At 64.3% G+C, this 1,053-nt stretch carries 1 protein-coding gene; it reads left to right on the top strand.

Annotation, left to right across the window (positions count from 1 at the left end):
* Positions 1 to 16: 16 nt before the first annotated feature.
* Positions 17 to 1,053 (top strand): glycosyltransferase family 2 protein (locus O7A60_RS31685; protein WP_337109578.1); only part of this gene is annotated, 1,037 nt, incomplete at its 3' end.

Genomic DNA, 1,053 nt, shown 5'->3' with positions numbered 1-1,053 from the left:
CGTGGCGGATAATCCCTTGGTTTCAATCGTGGTGCCGGCGCGGAACGCGGGGCTCACGCTGACACAAGCGCTCGATTGCCTCCTCGGTCAGGGCATCGCTGATTGGGAGGCGATCATCGTCGACGATGGCTCGACGGATAATACCGCACAAATCATCGCCGGTTATGTTGAGCGCGATGCCCGGTTTCGGACAGCGAACTCTTGTGCCCATAGCGCCGCGGGGGCGCGCAATGAAGGGATTTCGATGGCGCGTGGCCGCTGGCTGATGTTCCTGGATGCGGACGATTGGGTGGACGCCGGCTTCCTCGCAAAGATGCTGGCCGCACTGGAGGCCGCGCCGGATGCCGTGGCTTGCTATTGCGGTTCCCGGCGCGTGATGCCCGATGGCGCACTGACCCCGTCGAGCATCGCGACCGAGGTTGCGATTGAACCCTTCGAGACCTTCGCGCGCCGATGTGCCATCCGCACGCACGCGCTGCTGATCGACCGGGAGACAATCGTCGAGTTGGGCGGCTTTGATGTGTCGCTGCGCACCTGCGAAGACTGGGATTTGTGGCAGCGCGTCGCACGTCAAGGCAAACCTTGGGTGATGGTCGACGAGCCGCTCGCTTTTTATCGGGCAAGCCCCAACTCGCTCACCCGCAATTCGAGGCAGATGCTGGCGGACGCGGAAATCGTTATCGCCCGCGGCTTTTCCGCCGACCCCAGGGTCAAGCATCCAGCGTCGGCGCATGCCAATGGGGCGATCTCGGCGGACGGCCGCACCGCTTCCCAAGCACTGGCGTGGTTCGCCTTGTGGAACGCTGCGTCGGATTGCGGCAGCGGTGGTGGCTCGATCGACCCGCGGACCCTGCGTGCGCTCCCGGCAGGACGTAAATGGGCGCGTGAGATCGCCAAGGTGGTTTTCGACGGCCTGATGGTGGGAAGCCTGTCGGTGCCGGAGCAATTGGCTTCCAGGTGGGACAGGTTCGGCGGCCCCTTGAGCGGGCTGATCATCGAACTCGGCCAAGTCTGGGGCGATCCCTTGGCGGGTCGTCGCGTCCAGTATCATCT

This window comes from Mesorhizobium salmacidum (SeqCode) (assembly GCF_037179605.1).
GTDB classification, from domain to species: Bacteria; Pseudomonadota; Alphaproteobacteria; order Rhizobiales; family Rhizobiaceae; genus Mesorhizobium; species Mesorhizobium salmacidum.
The sequence above is the reverse complement of the archived record's forward strand: the minus strand, read 5'-3'. Positions and strand labels throughout refer to the sequence as shown.